Origin of the sequence: Glutamicibacter nicotianae, assembly GCF_002797775.1 — a bacterium.
Taxonomy (GTDB): domain Bacteria; phylum Actinomycetota; class Actinomycetes; order Actinomycetales; family Micrococcaceae; genus Glutamicibacter; species Glutamicibacter nicotianae.
In genome coordinates, this window is sequence record NZ_PGEY01000001.1 from 1,865,776 (window position 1) to 1,880,219 (window position 14,444).

A 14,444-nucleotide genomic window follows, 5' to 3' on the forward strand; every position below is an offset into this window, starting at 1 on the left:
CTTAGTCCTCAGCTCGTACCAGTAGCGATGAAACGGTGGTGGCGATTTTCTCGCCGGCCGCGGTGGTGATTTCGGCGCGGGTGGTGATCATCGCGCCGGCGCCCATCTCGCGGACCTGGTCCACGTAGAGCTCGACGAGCAGTTCATCACCCGCCACGATCGGTCGGTGGTGGGTGAATCGCTGGTCGGCATGCACCACGCGGGAGAAGTCGATGCCGCTGGCCGGGTCGGAGATCAGCTGCGCATCGGCCCGCTGTGCGATGATGATTGCGAAGGTCGGCGGGGCGACAACGTCGCTGTAGCCCAGCTTGCGGGCTGCCTGCACGTCGTAGTGCGCCCGGTTGGCGGCTTTGGTGGCGGCGGCGAATTCGCGGATCTTCTCGCGGCCTACCTGGTAGGACTCGCCGGCAGGGTAGATGCGCCCTACCAGGTCAGGGTTGATGCCCATGGGTTCTCCTGAACGTTGTTGGACGTGGCCGGGCGTGGATGCCGCCGGATACGAAATCCGGGCGCAGCTGCCCGGTCACACTGTGGAATTCTTGCGGGAGCCTAGTTCTGCCCGTCGGAGGGGCGCTTGTTGGTCCGTGGTGCGGCAAGGCCATTCTCGATGCGCCACTGGCGTGCGTCCTTGGCCCGGACAACCAGGCTGGCGATGTGGCAGAGCATGCCGATGACCATGATGCCGATCGCGGTGTAGACCGTGGGCAGGGACGGAATGTTGGCGCCGATGATGGCCAGGATGATGCCCACGCCCATGATGCCCATGGCGGCGAAGACGAGCTTCTTGTAGCGCGGCGAGGCGGATTCCCAAGGAGTATTGGTCATGGCTCAAGTCTAGTTCAGCCCGGGCCGGGAGCGCTCATTGCCGCCGGGGCATTTCCGCGTGACTCCCCCGACAGCGCTCCGGCCTCAGAACAAGGCGGATTGCTCTTCCTTGAAGTCACCGCGCTGCTCCACCACCGCGACCGCGCGGGTTTTCAGCTCGGAGGCATCCAGCACGCGCAGGGTGGTGCCATCGCCGCTGTCGGCGAGGATGCTCTGTCCCAGCACACCGCGGATGCGCAGGTTCACGGTGCTTCCGGGCAGGGCCGTGGTCCAGGCATGCAGCGCATGCGCATCCCAGGCGCCAATGACTGGGCGGGCGAAAGCCGGCTGCTCCCACAGCTCGTCACGCAATTGCACGCCGTAGGCCTCCAAGCCCCGCTGCGTGCCGAGGAAGTCCCGGGCCCTGCCTGCTGCGTCGGCGTTGATCTGATCAAGCTGGGCGTAGTCCAGTTCCCAGCTAGCCAAGCCCTTGACCTTGGACTTCTGCCTCACCTGCTGGCTCAGGCCCACATGCTCGGTGACCAGGTCTTCGAGCACCCGGATGGCCGCCCCGTCGTTGGCGCGGGCGACATAACGCGCAATGACCGCGCCCTGCTGCGCCAGCCGGGTCCACTTGCTACTGGTCGAGGTGGTGCCGACCTTGGTCGCGCCGTGGGCGAAGCTGGCTATATACAAGAAGTGCGGCTGTTCCAGGTACTTGCGAAGGCCTTCGGGGGCTTCGCCCGTCTTGTGGAAATGGTGCATGAACTTCGACTGGTCCAGCCGGCGGCAGCTCTCGCATTGGGTACCGGTGCGCAGGGCCTGGTTCTTGGGGCACGGCAGCGTATTGCGCGAGCCGTCGGCCTTCATCGTGATGTAGCCCAGGCAGAACTTCAGTTCTCCGATCTCCAGGGCCAGTGAACGCCCCGCTTCCAGGTACTCGGTACCCCAGGTTTCACCGCTGCGCAGCCGGAGCATCGGGGCGGGTTCATGTCCTGCGAAGCTAATGCCGTGGCATAGCTGCCGGGTAGCTGAAGCGAATTCCATCAGGACCTTTCTGAAGTTTCCCCTCCCAACGATAGTTCACCGCAGATGGCCAGGTCCGGCGGACAGGTTGGCCGATGCACAAAGTCCGAAAGTTAGCTGAACAAATTCCCGATTGGTTCTGGCCTAATTCTTAGGAGATGCCCGTAGGCTGAAACTGCACCGGAAACGTACCGCGGGCCGGGCCACAATCTGTTGAGGTGATCCAGGATTTCTGTCCCATTTGATGACGAGACGCGTGCAGTGGCAATCTCAGCTGCTGGAACTACCCCTTCCCCGGCTGAGTTGCAGGGATTGACGAAGGCCTTCCACCATGATTTCCAGCGCTTCATGATGGAATACCAGTTTGCGGTGGACGAAGTACTGACCAAGGTCTCGATCTTGCGCGAAGAGTTCTTGTACTTGCACAAATACAATCCAATCGAACATGTCAGTTCCCGGGTGAAAACTCCGGAGAGCATCATGCGCAAGGTTGCCCGCCGGAATGTCGCACCGTCTCTTACTGCCATACGCGAGAACCTCAGCGATATTGCGGGTGTGCGCATCACCTGCAGTTTCGTCAAGGACATCTATAAGGTTCTGAACACCTTGACCGCTCAAAATGACCTGAAGGTCATCCAGATCAAGGATTACATCAAGAACCCGGAGCCTAGCGGCTATAAAAGTGTTCATGCGATTGTGCAAATTCCGGTCTTCTTGTCCGACGGCCCTGTCGACGTTGTAGTGGAGTTGCAGATCCGCACCATCGCCCAGGACTTCTGGGCAAGCCTGAAACATAAGATTTTCTACAAGTACGAGGGCGAGGTTCCAGAGCATCTGGTACAGGAGCTCGCCGATGCGGCAGCTGTTGCAACGAAACTCGATATGCAAATGCAACGGTTGCATACCGAAGTACACGGCCATGATGCCAATGACCAAGCAGGCCACGAGGCGACTTTCGATACGAAGGTCTTCCAAGGACTGCTGTCGCTGGTACAGCAAGCCAGCACCAGAGGCCCCGAAAAGTGTAACGACAACTAAGCCTTAATGGCTTTAGCGCTCAAGGTCCGCTGAAGACCGTTTCAAACCCGGAAACCAAAAAAGATCCTCAGCCGAAGCTGAGGATCTTTGATTTGGTAGCGGCGCCGGGACTCGATCCCGGGACCTCACGATTATGAGTCGTGCGCTCTAACCAGCTGAGCTACGCCGCCACAAGTGAGAAACAATCCAGTAGAAGCCAAGAAAGCTTCTCACTCAGAGCCCCCTGCCGGAATCGATCCGGCGACCTCGTTCTTACCAAGAACGCGCTCTACCACTGAGCTAAGGGGGCAACGAGTAAATACTCTACACGCATTTCCCGGCAAAGAAAAATCGGCAAACCGATCTGGAAAGCGCCCGGAGATTTCCATAAAACTACTAGTCAAAACGGTTTTAGCCAGAGCTTGAAGGCAATCAGGGACGAAGGCTGGGACAAAAAGTGTTCTGGTGACGATGCTCACTGGGTTGCCCCTCGCGGTCAATCGCCGCTTCGCTCAGGCTTACAGGATAGGGTTCCGCGCCGAATTCCTTTGAGGCAGCCGGCAAATCTTCCAACACAAATACTCCAGAAGAGAACACTCCCCCTGCCCCCGCGAACTCCAGGGCCACGGGTCGTCCGGAAGGGTGCGCGACATCCGGCTGGGTGCGCGGCATCCGGTGGGTGAACTCTCCACCACGTGCAGCAACCGGAATTCAGTGGCATAAGCGCAAGCTATTGCGGGCGCAGAATCCCCCTAGGTTTACCGACCTCCATTTCCGCCTTGATTAGGAACATTGTGATGTCAGCAACAAATCCCCGGCAGATTTTGCAAACCTCGAAAACCTGTGTAAAGTATTTACCTGTTGCCCCCTTAGCTCAGTGGTAGAGCGCGTTCTTGGTAAGAACGAGGTCGCCGGATCGATTCCGGCAGGGGGCTCGAAATGAGAGAAGCAATCTGGTTCCAGATTGCTTCTCTTTTCGTTTATCTACCGCTCTCAGTGCCCCATCGCGCGGCCATCGCTTCAGCCTGCACCCGCGCTCCTTCGCCAGTTATCTGCCACGCCCTTTTTCCCAGATTCCGGATTCGCGCCGCAAGAGACTGATCGCTTCCAGAAACCATCGCCTGCCGCCGGGGCCAGTGCCCGCATCCTGACTTGATGTCACTGTTCTGACCACTGGATTTGCGTTTCCTCCTCCCAAGCGTGCTAAGTTGTTCGCGACCACACGGGTGCCCTGGCAAGGGCTGAGATCGGGCTATCGCCGTCCGCGACCGTCGAACCTGTCCGGGTAATGCCGGCGAAGGAAGTGAGTTTCCAAGTGGAACAATTTAAACAGCACCCTGCCCACACCCTTGCCTACCGCGAATCTGCGGGAATTTCTGTTCCCGTCACGCAGATCCATCTGGCAGACTCCCCCAATGGAAAGCCCAACGAGCCGCTGTCGGTGTATCGCACCAGCGGACCGGGAAGCGAACCGACCCAGGGCTTGCCACCCTTCCGCGAGCGATGGGTCCGGGAGCGCGGGGATGTGGAAACCTATGCCGGCCGCGAGCGCAATCTGCACGACGACGGGCGCTCAGCGGTCCGCCGCGGCACGGCCAGCGCGGAATGGGCTGGACGTTCGGCCCCTCCGCTGCGGGCCGTTGGAGGAGCCCGCGTGACGCAAATGCACTATGCGCGCGCCGGGGTCATCACCCCGGAAATGCGCTATGTGGCGCTGCGCGAGGAATGCGATGTCGAGCTGGTGCGCAGCGAGCTCGCCGCCGGACGAGCCATCATCCCGGCAAACATCAACCATCCGGAATCCGAACCGATGATCATCGGCAAGGCGTTCCTGGTCAAGATCAATGCGAATATCGGCAACTCGGCGGTGACCAGCTCCATCGCTGAAGAGGTCTCCAAGCTCCAGTGGGCCGCCAAATGGGGTGCCGACACGGTGATGGACCTGTCCACCGGAGAGGACATTCACACCACCCGCGAATGGATCATCCGCAACTCCCCCGTGCCCATCGGCACCGTGCCGATCTACCAGGCGCTGGAGAAAGTCAATGGCGAAGCCAACAAGCTGACCTGGGAGATTTTCCGCGACACCGTCATCGAGCAGTGCGAGCAGGGCGTGGATTACATGACCATCCATGCCGGTGTGCTGCTGCGCTACATCCCGCTGACCGCCAACCGGGTCACTGGCATGGTCTCGCGCGGCGGCTCCATCATGGCAGGATGGTGCCTGGCGCACCACCAGGAGAATTTCCTCTACACCCACTTCGATGAGCTGTGCGAGATCTTCGCTCAGTACGACGTGGCCTTCTCGCTGGGCGACGGGCTGCGCCCGGGCTCCATCGCGGATGCGAACGACGCAGCGCAATTCGCCGAGCTGGATACCCTGGCCGAGCTGACCAAGCGCGCCTGGCAGTACGATGTGCAGGTGATGGTCGAGGGCCCGGGGCATATCCCCTTCCATCTGGTGCGCGAGAATGTGGAGCGCCAGCAGGAATTGTGCGACGGGGCCCCGTTCTACACCCTGGGCCCGCTGGTTACCGATATCGCGCCGGGCTACGACCACATCACCAGCGCCATCGGCGCCACGGAGATTGCCCGCTACGGTACCGCGATGCTCTGCTATGTCACCCCCAAGGAGCATCTGGGGCTGCCCAACCGGGATGACGTGAAGACCGGGGTGATCACCTACAAGATCGCGGCGCACGCGGCAGATCTGGCCAAGGGGCATCCGGGTGCCACGGCACGGGATGATGCGCTGAGCAAGGCTCGCTTCGAATTCCGCTGGAATGACCAGTTCGCGTTGTCCCTCGATCCGGTCACCGCGCAGGAATTCCATGACGTGACGCTGCCGGCCGAGCCTGCGAAGACTGCCCACTTCTGTTCCATGTGCGGGCCGAAATTCTGCTCCATGCGCATTTCCCAGGATATCCGCGACGAATACGGCTCGGCCGAGGCACAGGCGGCATTGGCGGGGATGGCGCAGAAAAGCATTCAGTTCCTGGAAAGCGGGGGCACGGTCTATCTCGGGGACGAGATCCCCGTCGGGACCCCTGCCGAGTAATTAGCCCGGGCATGCGAAAACGCCCTTGGGGCAAGCTTTCGGCTTGCCCCAAGGGCGCTATCCAGTGCTATTCAGCTGTGCGCTGCAGGCTTAGTAGTCGCGACGTCCACCGCTGCGGTTCGAATCGCTGTAGCGGTCCTTGCCACCGCGTCCGCCGCCGAATCCGCCACGTCCGCCATTGCGTCCGCCACCGTAGCCGCCACGGCCGCCACGTCCACCACCGTAGCCGCCACGGCTGCCACGGAAACCACCGCGGTCGCCATCGTCGTCACGGCGCGGGCTGCGGCCATTGTCGAGCTGGAGATCGATGGCTTCGCCGCCGATGCGGGTCTTGGACAGTGCACGCCACTGGTCCTTGCTCAGCTCTGCTGGCAGCTCCACCAGGGTGTGGTCCGAACGGATGTCGATGCCGCCGATTTCCGAAGAATCGAAGCCGCCCTCGTTGGCCAGCGCGCCGACGATCGAGCCTGGCTGCACGCGGTTGCGGCGGCCAACTGCCAGACGGTACATGGCGTTGCCCTCGGCAGCGGTCTTGCGGGCACGTGGACCGCGCTCACCGCGTTCGCCACGCTCCGGGCGATCCATGCGGGCCTTCTTCGCAGGCGACATGACCGGTTCGGTCATCAGCAGCGGGCGTCCGCCCTGGGCCATCAAAGCCAGTGCAGCCGCGATTTCCAGGTGGTCCAGGTCCTCGTGCTCGGCAGCGAACTTCTCCACGATCTCGCGGAAAGTAGTCAGGTCCTGGCCGCTGATGGTCTTGTCGATGCGGTCGGTGAACTTCTGGATGCGGCGGTCGTTGACCGAATCCAGCGACGGCAGCTGCATCTGGGTCACCGGCTGGCGGGTCGCCTTCTCGATGGCACGCAGCAGGTACTTCTCGCGCGGGGTCATGAACAGGATCGCGTCGCCCTTGCGGCCGGCACGGCCGGTGCGGCCGATGCGGTGCACGTAGGACTCGGTGTCATGCGGGATGTCGAAGTTGATCACGTGCGAAATGCGCTCGACGTCCAGGCCGCGGGCCGCCACGTCGGTAGCCACCAGGATGTCGATCTTGCCCGAGCGCAGGTTCTCCACGGTGCGCTCGCGCTGCTGCTGCGGGATGTCGCCGTTGATGGCGGCAGCGGTGAAGCCGCGGGCCTTGAGCTTGTCGGCCAGGTCTTCGGTAGCCATCTTGGTGCGCACGAAGGTGATCACGCCGTCGAATTCCTCGGATTCGAGGATGCGGGTCATGGCGTCAAGCTTGTGCGCGCCCATGACCTGCAGGAAGCGCTGGGTGATGTTGGTGCCGGTGGACTGCTTGGACTTCACGGCGACTTCCTGCGGGTTGCGCAGGTATTCCGAAGCGATGCGGCGGATGGTGCGTGGCATGGTGGCCGAGAACAGGGCAACCTGCTTCTCTTCCGGGGTCGCTTCCAGGATCTTGTCGACCTCTTCGGCGAAGCCCATGCGCAGCATTTCGTCGGCCTCGTCCAGCACCACGTACTGCAGGTTCGACAGGTCCAGGGAACCCTTGTTGATGTGGTCGATCACACGGCCGGGGGTGCCCACGACGACCTGTGCGCCACGGCGCAGGCCGTTGAGCTGCGGGCCGTATGGGGAGCCGCCGTACACGGGCAGAACGGTGAAGTTCGGCAGGTACTTGGCGTAGGAGGTGAAGGCCTCGGCGACCTGGAGGGCCAGCTCGCGGGTTGGAGCCAGGACCAGGATCTGCGGGGTCTTGGCTGGACCGTTGGTATCAGCCAGTTCGGCCATGCGGGACAGGGCAGGCAGTGCGAAAGCAGCGGTCTTGCCGGTACCGGTCTGGGCCAGGCCGACCACGTCGCGGCCTTCGAGGAGCAGTGGAATGGTCGCTGCCTGGATTGGCGATGGCTTCTCGTAGCCAAGGTCGGCAAGCGATGCAAGCACGCGGGCATCCAGGCCAAGCTCGGAGAAGAGCACGGTTGGCTCTTCCGGGGTCTGGTTGTCGTTGGTGTTTACGGGCATGTCAGAAGACACGAAGAATTACCTCATTCGTTTGGGGATAGGCCTTGGCCGTCCCCAAAGAAACGACGTATAGGCTGCACAGTCAGATACAAGTCACGCTCATCAAGCGCTCCCCTATGACATAAAGACCCGCACACACTTTGCGGAAAATACAACACGAGAAGGCTCCAGCCTCAAAAATTGGGCTGGATGCGAGAGGGATACCCTGATGTTCGCGAACACTTAATGCTAGCTTGAACGGCACTGAGTTGTCAGTGCCGAAGCCGTGTGAGATCGGGCACCGCGCCAGGGCACGTAGGGTTAAGCACGTGAAGAAACCACTTTTTCCACGACGTCCCGATGAGCCCACCCCCGGCGGGTTGTTCGTCGCCCAGATGCTTTGGTTGCTGGCCGGAGTGCTTTTTCTCGGCTTCGGCGGCTTCCTGGCCTATGAGCAGAGCCGAGATTCCACACTGGATTTCGGCAGCATTGCGCTGATGGTCTTTTTCGCCGCAGCGGGCATCGCCTGCGGCGTGCTGGGATACCGGCTGTTCACCGGCGACCGGGCAGCGCGCGCCAAGCTGTCCTGGCTGGGGCTGATTGCCGCACTGCCGCTGCTGCTGCGGTTCGGACGCTATTCGCTGCTGGCCGCCATCATCATGTTCAGCGTGGTGCTGATGTGGTTGCCGGCAAGCAACAGGTACTTCAAGATCGTCGATCCCAAGCCGGCCAAGCGCCGCCGGTAGCCGGACCGGAACCCGGTTCAATGCACGAAGGACCTGGGTTCTGCTGCCCTTGGCGGGCAGCAGAACCCAGGTCCTTTGCGTTTACGGCTTACAGGTTGGAGAAGGCCTTCTCCAGATCTTCGATCAGATCTGCAGGGTCTTCGATGCCGACCGAGAGGCGCAGCAGGTTCACTGGCACTGCCAGTTCGGTGCCCTTCACCGAAGCGTGGGTCATCTCCGACGGATAGTTCATCAGCGACTCGATGCCGCCCAGGGATTCAGCCAGGGTGAACAGCTTGGTGCTCTCGGCAATCTTGCGGGCTGCCGATTCCCCGCCGTTGAACTGCACGGAGACCATGCCGCCGAAGCCGGACATCTGCTTCTTGGCAATCTCGTGGCCCGGGTGGTCTTCGAAGCCCGGGTAGAGCACGCGCTCGACCTCGCTGCGTTCACGCAGCCACTGGGCCACCTGCGCGGCGTTCTCCGAGTGGGTGCGCATGCGCACGCCCAGGGTCTTCAGGCCGCGGGTGGTCAAGAACGCATCCATGGGACCGGAAACGGCGCCCACGGCGAACTGGATGAAGCCGATCTTCTCGGCCAGCTCGGCGTCCTTGACGATCACGGCGCCGCCCACCACGTCGGAGTGGCCACCGATGTACTTGGTGGTCGAGTGGACCACGATGTCGGCCCCCAGGGTCAGCGGCTGCTGCAGGAACGGGCTGGCGAAGGTGTTGTCCACAACCAGCAGTGCGCCGGCAGCATGCGCAATCTCTGCGACCTTCGCGATGTCGGTGATCTTCATCATCGGGTTGGACGGGGTTTCCACCCACACCAGCTTCGCCTTGTTCTTCTCGATGGCAGCGGCCAGGGCAGCCTCGTCCCCCATGTCCACCGGGGTGTTGCCGATGACCCATGCACCCAGGACGCGGTCAATCAGGCGGAAGGTTCCGCCGTAGGCGTCGTTGCCCAGCACAATGTGGTCGCCCGGGCGCAGAACGGCGCGGATCAGCGAATCCTCGGCGGCCAGGCCAGAGCTGAAGGAAAATGCGTGATTGCCGAATTCTGCGCCGGCCAGCTGCGCCTGCAGGGCGTCGCGGGTCGGGTTGGTGCCGCGGCCGTACTCGTAGCCGTTGCGCAGGCCGCCAATGCCGTCCTGCGCGTAGGTCGAGGAGAAGTGCAGCGGCGGAACTACCGCGCCGGTAACCGGTTCGAATTCCTGGCCCGCGTGGACAAAGCGGGTGTTTGCTCCCTGATGGTTTTCAGTCATCGATATCAATCCTTTGTGGTGAAGTCTTTAGCGGGTGGTGTATGCCAGTAGGTCGGCTGCGGTGGCCGCGGCGATCACTTCGCCGCCCTTGGTCAGGAGCACGGCCGGGTGGCTCTTGAGCAGTTCTTGCGCATGCTCCGGGGTGTCTGCGGTGCCAATGAATGGCATTGCCAGGTCGCCCAGATCTGCCAGCGTGCTGGTTGGTTCTGCACCGGCCAGCAGCGCGTCGGTAATGTCGCTGGCCCCGATCACGCCTCGGATCTCGCCGATTCGCGCAGGCAGTGGTGCAGTGGCTACGACCAGCGCGTCATCGCCCTGCTCGCGCAGCGCCTTGGCCGCCTCGGCCAGGGTAGTGTCCAATGGCACTGTCGCGGTGCCTTGCTTGGCCAGCGCCTCGCCGATGAAGTCCAGCGCGGAGTATTCATCGGTGGTGAAACCCTGGTCCAGCATCCACTGGTCATTGAAGATCTTGGCCAGGTAGCCGCGGCCGCCATCCGGTGCGATCACGACAACCACGTCGTCTTCGCCCAGATCCTTGGCAGCGCGCAACGCGGCGACGACAGCCATGCCCGAGGAACCGCCCAGCAGCAGGCCCTCTTCCTTGGCCAGACGGCGGGTCATCTCAAATGCCTCGGCGTCGGTGACCGGCTCTACGGCATCCGGCACGGAGGGGTCGTAGTTTCCCGGCCACATGTCCTCGCCGACGCCTTCAACAAAGTAGGGGCGTCCGGTGCCGCCGGAGTAGACCGAGCCATCCGGGTCAGCGGCGATGATCTTCACCGGGCCGGCAGCGCGGTCAGCAGAGATCTGCTTGAGGTAGCGTCCGGTGCCGGTGATGGTGCCGCCGGTTCCTGCGCTGATGACCGCATGGGTCAGCTTGCCGTCGGTGTCATTCCAGATTTCCGGGCCGGTGGTCTCGAAGTGGCTGTCAGGCGCTCCCGGGTTGGAAAACTGGTCGGGCTTGTATGCGCCGTCGATTTCGGTGACCAGGCGGTCGGATACGCCGTAGTAGGACTCGGGCGAATCCGGAGCCACCGCGGTTGGGGTGACGACGACCTTTGCACCGTAGGCGCGCAGCACGTCGCGCTTTTCCTCGCCGACCTTATCGGGGGTGACGAAAATGGTGTTGTAGCCCTTGAGCTGGCCTACCATCGCCAGGCCGACGCCGGTGTTGCCGCTGGTCGGTTCCACGATGGTTCCACCGGGCTTGAGCTGGCCGGATTCCTCGGCGCGCTCGACCATCTTCAATGCGATGCGGTCCTTGATGGAACCGCCCGGATTCAGGTACTCGAGCTTCACCAGTACGGTGGCTTTGATCCCGTCGGTGACTCGGTTGAGCTTCACCAAAGGGGTATTGCCGATCAGGTCTAGAACTGTGGACGCATACTTCATGTCAAGAACTTTACCGGCGGATGTCATACATGTCGTTCCGAGGCGTAGCGAAACGTCACGCAGTGGACGCACGCTTTTCTCTGGTGATAGCGATGCTGGCCCAGGAATCCCGAGCACGAAGTTATAGGATGCGTTTCATGGAGAAGTCGTTGACCGCCAGCTACGATCCGCAGCGTCCGGTGGCCCTGCCCAAGACCTTGGGCATCTTGCGCCGCGGCCTGGGCGATCCGACGATCCGCCTGTCGCAGACCGAGGCGTGGCTGGCCTTTGCGACGCCGCTCGGGGATGCAACTTTGCATATCCATAAGCCCTCCCCGAGCTCGCCAGCCGCATTGCAGGCCTGGGGTCCTGGCGCCCTGTGGGCCATGGAATCGGCACCGAACTTGCTGGGTGCGAAAGATGACTGGACCGATTTCGACGCGGGAGTCAAAGAAGGCAAGTTCCCGGAGATCATCGCGCGCTCCCGCTTCGATCATCCGGATTTCATTCTGCCCAGCACCGGCAGGATCTTCGAGCACGTGGCCGGGGCGATCCTGGAACAGCGGGTCACCGGGATCGAAGCGAATTACGCGTGGCGCTGGCTGATCCGCCATCTGGGCCACCGGGCCCCGGGCCCGGCCCCCGAGGGCCTGATGATTTTCCCCCGTCCGCAGAAATTGGCAACGATGAAGCGGTGGGACTGGCAAGCAGCGCGTGTTGAGGGGCAGCGGGCCACCACGATGACGCGCGTGGTGCGGGTTGCCAGCAGCTTGCAATGGTGGGCGGATAAGCCGATAAACCAGCCAAAGCCCAAGGCAATGGCACCGGGAACCCTGGAAGCGGCGATGGCGTCGGTGCCGGGCATCGGACCATGGACCATTGCCGAGACGCTGCAGCGTTCCCATGGATCTGCTGATCACATTTCCGTCGGAGATTTCCATCTGGCAGATTTCGTTGGACAGGTGCTTGCCGGTTCAGGAATCAGCGATGCGCAGATGCTTGACCTACTGGCACCCTATGCCCCGCATCGGCAACGCGTGGTCCGCTTGCTGCAGCTTTCAGGGCAGAGAAAACAAAGCTTCGGGCCCCGATACGCACCGCTGGATCACCGGCGGCGGTAAGGGAGCCCGAAGTCTATGGGAATTCCTAGGAGTCTGCCTGCGCGGCTTCCTCTGCGATCTGCTTATGCACTTCGCTCATGTCAATGCCCTTGACGGCGGTAACAAGGTCTTCGAGCTGGGTCTGGTTCAGCGCACCAGCCTGCGAGAACACGAGGACATTCTCGCGGAACGCCATGATGGTCGGAATCGAGGTGACGTTCGCAGCGCGGGCCAAGCCTTGTTCCGCTTCGGTATCCACCTTGGCAAACACTACATCGGGGAACTTCTCGGAAGTCTGCTCGTACACCGGCGCAAAATTGCGGCATGGACCGCACCAGGCAGCCCAGAAGTCCACCAGGACGATGTCGTTCTCATCAATCAGCTGCGCGAATTCGTCTTCGCTCACATTTTTCGTTGCCATGGTTATACGGTAGCCGATCCTTATTTGAAATACGTAGAAAGGTGATCTTGGTTGAGCACGGGAATAAAACCAACCCGATGGCCGCGCAAGTTCTCCATATGCAAAAAACTCCCGGATCCTGGGATCCGGGAGTTATTTTGTGGCAGATACTGGATTCGAACCAGTGAAGGCGTTGCCAGCTGATTTACAGTCAGCCCCCTTTGGCCACTCGGGTAATCTGCCGAGTATGTTCGCTTCAAGAACATTTGCTCTTGTCGGAACGAGAAATAACTCTACAGGAGTTTTCCGGAGTTGTGAAATCGAGAGGGGCATTTTTGCTGTAAGCCTGATCACACCCCGAATTTGAAGGTTAAAACCGGTAGGCTATGAAGCGAATCAGACCCGTTTCAACTAGGAGTATTCACATGGCTAGTGATTCCACATTCGACGTCGTAAGCAAGGTTGATAGCCAGGAAGTCGCCAACGCGATGAACCAGGCCCAGAAGGAAATCGCCCAGCGGTACGACTTCAAGGGCGTTGGCGCTGAAATTGACTTCAGCGGCGAGAAGATCCTGATGAAGGCCAACTCGGAAGAGCGCGTCAACGCTGTACTGGATGTTTTCCAGTCCAAACTGGTCAAGCGCGGCATTTCGCTGAAGTCGTTGGATGCCGGTGACCCTTTCGCTTCGGGCAAGGAATACCGCATCGAAGCGAGCATCAAGGAGGGCATCGCCCAAGATGTCGCCAAAAAGATCAACAAGTTGATCCGCGATGAGGCACCTAAGGGCGTCAAGTCCACGATCCAGGGCGATGAGCTGCGCGTTTCGTCCAAGTCCCGCGATGATCTTCAGGCCACCATGGCTCTGCTGCGCGACTTCGAAGAAGCAGACCTGCAGTTCGTGAACTTCCGGTAGGGCTCATCTCAGCCTGCTAGACGTACTTCGCAAGAGCCGAGGGCTGTCACCCATCCGTGGTGGATGGGTAACTGCCCCCGGCTTTTTGCTGGATTACCGAAAACTCTCGTCCGACTGCTCAACGTGTCCGTTTGCCATCGCCTTTGCGTTTTTGCGCCTTGGCCTCGTCACGGGCCTTTTTCTTGTAGTACCTGTCGCGGGTCCTCTCCCTGGCACCACGCTTGATCTCCTCCACATCGTCGGCAAAATGCTCCTTCGTCATCGCCGTGAATTCATCGATCGTGGCCTGCTCTTCCTCAGGAGTCGGCCCAGGAATCCAACTTTTCATCCAGAGCAGCTCTGCCAAGTTGCAGATTGCCACTGCAGCCGTCACCACTGCACTGGCACTTATGGAACGGTGGAGAGCGTAAGAAGCAACAAAACTGATCACTATTGACGCCGTGAACGGCAGGAAAACGTAAGCAAACCCGCCTGGATTGGGCCTGCGATCGCGGAGCACGATGGGCCGCTCAATGACTGCGCCCGCAATCTCGGATAGGACAAACGCAAGAACTAGTGCGACCGCGATCCTGTCAAACGCCATGTCGACACCGATGAACAGCGTAATGATCCACGCGAGCAGGAGGGCAACCGCTCCCTTCACCACACCTGTCGTCAACCGGCCAGCAATCGCATCACCCAGCGAAGGAAAACGGATTTCGCCGTCGGTCATTTTTCTTTCTCCTCGAGGTCTGTTGATGAGAAGCATGCCGCGATCACGGTTCTGGGTTAACGCCTTTGAGGCTTCCCCCCAGGGCTTC

Annotated in this window: 13 protein-coding genes, 4 tRNA genes and 1 riboswitch; of the genes, 6 read left to right on the forward strand and 11 right to left on the reverse strand. The window is 61.2% G+C overall.

Annotated features, from left to right (window positions below; all coding sequences use genetic code 11):
• Position 1 precedes the first annotated feature (1 nt).
• From ATK23_RS08670 to ATK23_RS08680, 3 genes are all read right to left on the reverse strand, one after another.
• On the reverse strand, positions 2–448 hold the full coding sequence (locus ATK23_RS08670; RefSeq protein WP_066140804.1) for an FAS1-like dehydratase domain-containing protein: 447 nt from the start codon (positions 446–448) through the stop codon (positions 2–4).
• Positions 449–549: 101 nt separating this feature from the next.
• Positions 550–825 carry a hypothetical protein gene (locus ATK23_RS08675; RefSeq protein ID WP_038992239.1) on the reverse strand — a complete coding sequence of 92 codons (276 nt, stop codon included), beginning with the start codon at positions 823–825 and terminating at the stop codon, positions 550–552.
• Positions 826–909: 84 nt separating this feature from the next.
• The gene (locus tag ATK23_RS08680; RefSeq protein ID WP_083515555.1) at positions 910–1,851 is read right to left on the reverse strand and encodes a DUF2797 domain-containing protein; all 942 of its coding nucleotides are present in this window, start codon (positions 1,849–1,851) and stop codon (positions 910–912) included.
• A 240-nt stretch (positions 1,852–2,091) separates the two neighbouring features.
• On the opposite strand from ATK23_RS08680, the gene ATK23_RS08685 reads away from it, so the two are divergent.
• On the forward strand, positions 2,092–2,868 hold the full coding sequence (locus tag ATK23_RS08685) for a GTP pyrophosphokinase (RefSeq protein ID WP_066140810.1): 777 nt from the start codon (positions 2,092–2,094) through the stop codon (positions 2,866–2,868).
• A 93-nt stretch (positions 2,869–2,961) separates the two neighbouring features.
• On the opposite strand, the gene ATK23_RS08690 is transcribed toward ATK23_RS08685, so the two are convergent.
• A tRNA-Met gene (locus tag ATK23_RS08690) sits at positions 2,962–3,038 on the reverse strand.
• A 47-nt stretch (positions 3,039–3,085) separates the two neighbouring features.
• Positions 3,086–3,157, reverse strand: a tRNA-Thr gene (locus tag ATK23_RS08695).
• A 553-nt stretch (positions 3,158–3,710) separates the two neighbouring features.
• Between ATK23_RS08695 and ATK23_RS08700 the strand changes: the two genes are divergently transcribed.
• Together ATK23_RS08700 and thiC are read left to right on the forward strand one after the other, a co-directional pair.
• Positions 3,711–3,782: transfer RNA gene (locus ATK23_RS08700), tRNA-Thr, on the forward strand.
• 277 nt (positions 3,783–4,059) lie between these two features.
• Positions 4,060–4,167: riboswitch (TPP riboswitch) on the forward strand.
• The gene (gene thiC, locus ATK23_RS08705; RefSeq protein ID WP_066140813.1) at positions 4,163–5,905 is read left to right on the forward strand and encodes a phosphomethylpyrimidine synthase ThiC; all 1,743 of its coding nucleotides are present in this window, start codon (positions 4,163–4,165) and stop codon (positions 5,903–5,905) included. (Overlaps the previous riboswitch by 5 nt.)
• A 90-nt stretch (positions 5,906–5,995) precedes the next feature.
• On the opposite strand, the gene ATK23_RS08710 is transcribed toward thiC, so the two are convergent.
• A complete protein-coding gene (locus tag ATK23_RS08710; RefSeq protein WP_038992241.1) occupies positions 5,996–7,888 on the reverse strand; it encodes a DEAD/DEAH box helicase in 1,893 nt (630 codons plus the stop codon).
• Between the two features lie 308 nt (positions 7,889–8,196).
• On the opposite strand from ATK23_RS08710, the gene ATK23_RS08715 reads away from it, so the two are divergent.
• Complete coding sequence (locus tag ATK23_RS08715) at positions 8,197–8,613, forward strand: hypothetical protein (RefSeq protein ID WP_157066374.1); 417 nt, start codon at positions 8,197–8,199, stop codon at positions 8,611–8,613.
• 88 nt (positions 8,614–8,701) lie between these two features.
• On the opposite strand, the gene ATK23_RS08720 is transcribed toward ATK23_RS08715, so the two are convergent.
• Both ATK23_RS08720 and ATK23_RS08725 read right to left on the reverse strand, forming a co-directional pair.
• On the reverse strand, positions 8,702–9,859 hold the full coding sequence (locus ATK23_RS08720) for a cystathionine gamma-synthase (RefSeq protein WP_066140820.1): 1,158 nt from the start codon (positions 9,857–9,859) through the stop codon (positions 8,702–8,704).
• Positions 9,860–9,886: 27 nt separating this feature from the next.
• Positions 9,887–11,251 carry a pyridoxal-phosphate dependent enzyme gene (locus tag ATK23_RS08725; protein WP_066140822.1) on the reverse strand — a complete coding sequence of 455 codons (1,365 nt, stop codon included), beginning with the start codon at positions 11,249–11,251 and terminating at the stop codon, positions 9,887–9,889.
• Positions 11,252–11,388: 137 nt separating this feature from the next.
• On the opposite strand from ATK23_RS08725, the gene ATK23_RS08730 reads away from it, so the two are divergent.
• Positions 11,389–12,351: a DNA-3-methyladenine glycosylase family protein gene (locus tag ATK23_RS08730; RefSeq protein ID WP_157066375.1), complete on the forward strand. Its 963-nt coding sequence runs from the start codon at positions 11,389–11,391 to the stop codon at positions 12,349–12,351.
• 25 nt (positions 12,352–12,376) lie between these two features.
• Here the strand turns inward: ATK23_RS08730 and trxA are convergent, their stop codons facing one another.
• Positions 12,377–12,751, reverse strand: coding sequence for a thioredoxin (gene trxA / locus ATK23_RS08735; protein ID WP_038992246.1), 375 nt, complete (start codon positions 12,749–12,751; stop codon positions 12,377–12,379).
• A gap of 140 nt (positions 12,752–12,891) precedes the next feature.
• Positions 12,892–12,973 (reverse strand) — tRNA-Tyr (locus tag ATK23_RS08740).
• Between the two features lie 182 nt (positions 12,974–13,155).
• On the opposite strand from ATK23_RS08740, the gene ATK23_RS08745 reads away from it, so the two are divergent.
• Complete coding sequence (locus ATK23_RS08745; RefSeq protein WP_038992247.1) at positions 13,156–13,644, forward strand: YajQ family cyclic di-GMP-binding protein; 489 nt, start codon at positions 13,156–13,158, stop codon at positions 13,642–13,644.
• 118 nt (positions 13,645–13,762) lie between these two features.
• Here the strand turns inward: ATK23_RS08745 and ATK23_RS08750 are convergent, their stop codons facing one another.
• Positions 13,763–14,356 (reverse strand): hypothetical protein, encoded by a 594-nt coding sequence (locus ATK23_RS08750; RefSeq protein ID WP_066140827.1) that lies wholly within the window; start codon positions 14,354–14,356, stop codon positions 13,763–13,765.
• Between the last annotated feature and the right edge of the window lie 88 nt (positions 14,357–14,444).